Source organism: Paenibacillus zanthoxyli JH29, from assembly GCF_000520715.1.
In the GTDB taxonomy this organism is placed as follows: Bacteria; Bacillota; Bacilli; order Paenibacillales; family Paenibacillaceae; genus Paenibacillus_AQ; species Paenibacillus_AQ zanthoxyli.
In genome coordinates, this window is sequence record NZ_ASSD01000577.1 from 1 (window position 1) to 5,562 (window position 5,562).

The 5,562-nt window shown below is 53.9% G+C and carries 6 protein-coding genes; all 6 read right to left on the reverse strand.

Translation table 11 applies throughout. The features are described 5' to 3' along the window. Positions 1-227 precede the first annotated feature (227 nt). Positions 228-1,298 (reverse strand): ABC transporter permease, encoded by a 1,071-nt coding sequence (locus L691_RS0122410; RefSeq protein ID WP_025692537.1) that lies wholly within the window; start codon positions 1,296-1,298, stop codon positions 228-230. A gap of 3 nt (positions 1,299-1,301) precedes the next feature. After that, positions 1,302-2,219 (reverse strand): ABC transporter ATP-binding protein, encoded by a 918-nt coding sequence (locus tag L691_RS0122415; protein ID WP_025692538.1) that lies wholly within the window; start codon positions 2,217-2,219, stop codon positions 1,302-1,304. Then, positions 2,203-3,111, reverse strand: coding sequence for a hypothetical protein (locus L691_RS0122420; protein WP_025692539.1), 909 nt, complete (start codon positions 3,109-3,111; stop codon positions 2,203-2,205). Before L691_RS0122420 ends, L691_RS0122415 begins: the two co-directional genes overlap by 17 nt. Continuing rightward, complete coding sequence (locus L691_RS0122425) at positions 3,062-3,655, reverse strand: RNA polymerase sigma factor (protein WP_025692540.1); 594 nt, start codon at positions 3,653-3,655, stop codon at positions 3,062-3,064. The genes L691_RS0122420 and L691_RS0122425 overlap by 50 nt, the downstream gene beginning before the upstream one ends. 161 nt (positions 3,656-3,816) lie before the next feature. Next, positions 3,817-4,932: a Nif3-like dinuclear metal center hexameric protein gene (locus tag L691_RS0122430; protein ID WP_025692541.1), complete on the reverse strand. Its 1,116-nt coding sequence runs from the start codon at positions 4,930-4,932 to the stop codon at positions 3,817-3,819. Beyond that, positions 4,908-5,562: tRNA (adenine(22)-N(1))-methyltransferase (locus tag L691_RS0122435; protein WP_025692542.1), on the reverse strand; the 655-nt coding region annotated here is incomplete at its 5' end. The genes L691_RS0122435 and L691_RS0122430, both read right to left, overlap by 25 nt.

A 5,562-nucleotide genomic window follows, 5' to 3' on the forward strand; every position in this document is an offset into this window, starting at 1 on the left:
CGCTGCCCCGAAACAAGTGTAATTATTCCCTTTTTTCGGTGGAAATCCCTGTTATCCGGCAACTCCTTTAGGTCAACCAACCGCGTTCCAGTCCGCCTTATCCGGCGGCCTCCCTCCTGGTAAACTGTCTCACCGCGAGCAAATAGGCAGCAATGCACATCAGCAGGATAGCCGCCGCGAGCAGCGGCAGCGCCGGAACAGGCCTTCCGAACCAATTGAAGTCAGAATTAAAAAATGATAGCCTGGTAAGCCTTAGCCATACGTCCCGCGCTTAGCTCCACGAGCGGCCGCAGCCATTCTTTTTTATCGGTAAGCATTCCGATGATGCTCGGGTAAAAGGCGAACAGCATTCCTCCGAAAAATGCGTACAGCGCATGGGCCGTTCGCGAGGATAGATAGAGCGTAAACAGTCCGATCGCCAGGTATCCGAAGAGCTGCATGCCGAGCTGAAGCACATAAAACTGCAGATTGTTCAACGCAAACGGCGTAAAAACAAACGACCAAATCGAGTTCAGAGGCTTATCCCAGCCCCGGACGGTTCCTGCGCCAATAAAGGCCACCAGCTGCAACCCGTTATAAATCAGAACGACCGTCACGATATAAATGGCGGCGGCCAGCATTTTTCCGCGTCCCAGCTTTTTCCGCCCATGCCTGCTGCTGAAGATAACCGAGTCCATGCCGCTCGCATATTCCCGGGAGAACACAGAAGCGAGAGCCAAGGGAACGAGGACGGCCAGAAATGAAAAGCTTCCGCCACCATTGAGGTAAGAAAACAAGCCCCACCAGTCGTTGTTATAGTAAAAGCCCGGCTTCCCGACGGCCGCCATTCGAGCCTGCTGGTTCACCAGCGAGCGGTATTTGTAGGTGTCCTGTTCTCCCTTTTCGGCAAGAGACTGCATTTTGACCTGAATGCCCCGCAGGCTCCGCGGATGCTCCGGGTCCTCTGCCAGGTGGGTATCCTTCGAGGATCTGCCAAAAGTGTACAAGTTGAAATACATAGCGGTATAATTATAGCGGTAATAGAAATTTTGCTTAGCAGGATCGACGCTATCCGCGAAGCTCGGGTCTTCATCCATTCGATCGGCCATCACCTTCGCTTCAGCCGCTGCAGCTTCGTTAATGGCGCCCTCGTAAGGCCGGTAAATCTCGAACAGCCGCGCTTCGCCGCCCACTTTCTTATACAAATCAAGCGTTGAATTCAAATTAATGACGAATGTTACAGCGAATAAGATTCCGATCGCCACGAGATTAACGCGGTTAAGGAATAGCTTTTTAAGTTCGAATTTCAAAATATCCATTCGTTAATTTCCCCCTCTCCCCTCGTACTTTGACTTAAAGTAATGAAGATAAAGGTCCTCCAGTCCCGGCTCATCCGGCCGGGCGCCGGGTAGTGGCTGTTCCTCTGCCAAAATACGGGCTTCGACTCCGCTTCCTTTTCGCGTTACGTTCACGATTCGAGCCGGTAGATGCGACGATGCATCCTTCTTCAAGAGCGCAGACTCAAAAGCTCCGTATTCCTCTTCCGTCACTTTTGCGGTCCACACCTGCCCCCTCAACTCCTCGAGCAGTTCTTCCGGCGTTCCTGATCCGATCAGCCTGCCGTTCTCGATGAGAATCAGTTCACCCGCGATCATTTCGATGTCGGATACGATGTGCGTAGAGAGCAGTACGATTTTTTGCCCGGATAAGTCCGAAATCAGTTTGCGGAATCGCATCCGTTCCTCCGGATCAAGTCCTGCGGTCGGCTCATCCAGAATGAGCAGCTTCGGATCGTTAAGCAGTGCCTGCGCAATGCCCAGCCGTCGTTTCATGCCACCCGAGAGCTTGCCACAGGACTTTTTCTCCATCCCTCCAAGTCCTACCTGTTCCAGGAGCATATGGGACCGTTCCGCGGCTAAGCGGCGGTCGATTCCTTTTAAAGCGGCTATGTACATCATAAAATCGATGACCGTAAATTCCTTGTAAAGCCCAAATTCCTGCGGCAAATACCCAATAACTTCCCGATACTGCCCGCCAAGCCGGTCTTTATCCACGCCGTTCAAGCGGACTTCACCCGAAGTCGGCCGCAGGACATCCGCTACGATACGGAGTAAAGTCGTCTTTCCCGATCCGTTCGGACCGAGCAGCCCATAGAGGCCTTCCTCCAGTTCCAGCGTTACCGAATCCAGCGCCGTGGCGCGGCGGTATCGTTTGACTATACTGTCAATGCTGAGATTCAACCCTAATCCTTCCTTTCCTGCCGAATGCGGCTGCGCTGAGAACGATCATAACCAAGAACAATCCGGCTGATGTCAGCCCGTAAACCCGTGTTCCCAGTTCAAGCACCCGTTCAGCCATGCCAGGCGTGGAGACAATGCACAACATAGCGGCGACCCAAGCTCCGCATAACGCATAGTAGCTGTATACGCTTTTTGAATAGACAGCCACAGCGAGTCCCCCGGCCGATGAGAACAGAAAAGGGACGCACCAATACAGAAACATCCTCTGCAGCGACAATTCCGAATCGGTCCGAAGCAGCATGAGCGCGAACCCCGTATTAAGGGCAAAATTGAATACACTATACAAAAACAGCTTGACCGCCTGCATCTGCGGAAGGCTGATTTTGCAGCTAAGCTCCAGCTCCTCAAGTCCGTTCAGGCGGCTGCGGATAAAACCCCGGATACCGAGCAGTGTCGGAACAGGCGATAGCGCAAATAACAATATGTATGAAGGAACAGTGGTAGCGCCAAGAGATACTGCATAGTAAGCCGACGCGTAGATCATCAGACTGTACACCATCGTGGTCCAATCCGCATAGCGAAAGGATACTCGGAGCAGCTCAGCCGTCCGGTTCCAAAAGGGCGCCCTGGCCTGTACTGCCGCGTCTCGCTTTCTTACGGCACGTATTGCTTCTTCCACAGCTATTCCAATATCCCTTTCAGTTGGCGCAGGAATCTGGTGTCCTTGGAGGCGGGCTATTACACCATAGAATGAGGCATCATTTTCCTCCGGCACAAGGCCCTCTCCCACATGGGCCTCAGGATCGTCATTTTCAACCCGGCCGCCGTCCGCTGTCCCGCTCCTATGCAAAATGATTGTTTTCCCTTTCTCCATGTTCCTCTTGCGCTGCATCCCGTTCACTCCTCTCCAGTCTTTTTTTCAATTTGGACAGCCCTTGGCGATACCGTGACTTGACCGTGGATTCACCGCTTCCTGTCACTTCGGCGATTTCTTTAAAGGCCAGCTCGTGATAGATCCGCAAAATAATCACTTCCCTCTGAAGGGCAGGAAGCTCTTGCAGGGCATTCCGGATGATCGCCTGCTCCTCTTTTCGTTCAAGCAGTGAAACGACATTGAAGTCCGCGCTCATTGTCTCATCCAGTGCAACCTGCCGCCTCGTTGTCCGAAAGGCGCTGCTGCGGAAATAATTCCGGCACGTATTAACCGCGATCGTTAACAGCCAGGACAAGAACGCTCCCCGCTCGCTCCGGTAGCCGCCTAGCCCCGTCACCGTCCGCTCGAACACAGTCTGCGATAGATCGCAGGCGATATGGTAATCCCAGGTGCTGCGGTAGATATAGGCGAACACTTTGTCGTAATGGCGTTTAATCAACAGTTCAATGGCCGATTCGCTCCCTTTTCGAAATTCCTCAATCAACTGCTTGTCATCCAGCAATCTCCTCTCCCTCCTTTTTTCTGACAACAGTATATACACCGTGAGGTATCAAAAAGATTTAAATGCGCACATCGAATCGAAATTTTTCTTTGATTTTGGGTGAGCATTAAAAAGGCCGTGCATTTCTACTGATGTAGAGATCCACGGCCTTTATGAGTCCATCATACAAACCGGAACGGCTCCGTATTCACTTCGGAAGCGTAAACCGGCGTTTCATATTTATGCTCTGTCAGCTTATCCTTGATCCACTCGGCCACCTTTTCTTTCATAATCTTCTCGGCATTATGCCCGGGATCGATCAGCGCGACGCCTGCCATCAACGCATCCTGCGCCGTATGGTAGTCGATATCGCCCGTGACGAGCACATCGGCGCCGCGGAAGACCGCGCTGCCAAGGAATTTCCCGCCCGATCCGCCAAGCACGGCGGCTTTGCGGACAGGCCGGTCCAGGTCTCCTACCACGCGTACTTTCTCCACGTTCAGGCCGGTTTTCACGGTTTCCACGAACTGCCCCAGCGTTGTCGGCTCTTTCAGCTTGCCTACCCGGCCCAGCCCAAAGCTGCGGCCCTTGAGATCCATGGAATAGAGGTCATAGGCGACCTCCTCGTATGGATGGGCTTTAAGCATCGCCTGAATGACCTTGCCCCGGATGCCAAGCGGGACAATCGTCTCGATGCGGATTTCCTCTGTCCGCTCCATTTTGCCCTGCCCGCCAATGTACGGGTCGGTGCCTTCGCGGGGCATAAACGTGCCGTAGCCCTCGATATTGAAGCTGCAGTGGCTGTAATTGCCGATCCAGCCCGCTCCGGCGTTCAGGACAGCATCCAGCACCTTCTGGTGATGATCCTTCGGTACGAAGACGACGAGCTTGGACAGTTGTTCCGTATGACTATCCTTGAGCGGAGCGGCATTCTCGATGCCGAGCGCCTCGGCCATCCAGTCGTTCATGCCGCCCTCGGTTATATCCAGGTTCGTATGGCTGATGTAGACGGCGATATCGTTCTTGATCAGCTTCTCGTAGAGCCGTCCCATGGGCGTGTCGGTCTGCAGCTGCTGGATCGGCCGAAAAATAATTGCGTGATGGGCAATGATCAAATTGCAGCCGCAGGATATCGCCTCGTCCACCACCTCGTCGTTCACATCGAGCGCAACGAGAACGCCTGTAATTTCTTTATGCAGGCTGCCGAGCTGAAGACCAATTTTGTCGCCTTCCTCCGCCACATGCTTTGGAGCAAGCTGCTCCATATATTGAATTACGGTTTGTCCTTTGGCAAGCATGCCAGCACCTCCGTGATCTCTCTGATTCGCGCTCTTATCTCCGTCTGTTTGCTTTCGGCAGATTCAAGCTCTGACCTGGAGAGCGACTCCAAAATACGCTCCAGCTTGGATATTTCATCCTGCCACTTAGCAGCGAAGACCGGGCCTCTCTGCCGGATCAGCCAAGGGCCCATATGCAGCAGCGTCTCCATGCTGTACGTAGGCTCCCCGTCCGCCCTTGCCGCTGCGGTGTATAGGCTTTCGTTGGTTAACCCCGCTGCCGCATCTTCCGGCACGGCCGTGAGAACTTCATACCGTTTGCCGTCTTCTTCAAGAAGAGCTTCCGCCGTCAACACCCAACTGTTATCCAGCAGCCAGCGGCGAAGAATATCCTCTCCGACATTGGGCTGCAGCACCAAAGTGCGGACAGACGCCAGTTTACCTTCCATCTTGCCCCTGTTCAGAATTGAGGCAATCAAAGCGCCGCCCATGCCCGCAATCGTAATGCAGTCGGCCTCTTCCGGCTGAAGCACCTCCAGCCCGTCCCCCCGGCGGACGGAGATGCGATCATTCAGTCCTGCGTCCTGAACAGCCTTTTCGGCTGCACGGTGCGGGCCTGGGTTCACTTCCCCGGCAACAGCCGACACGGCG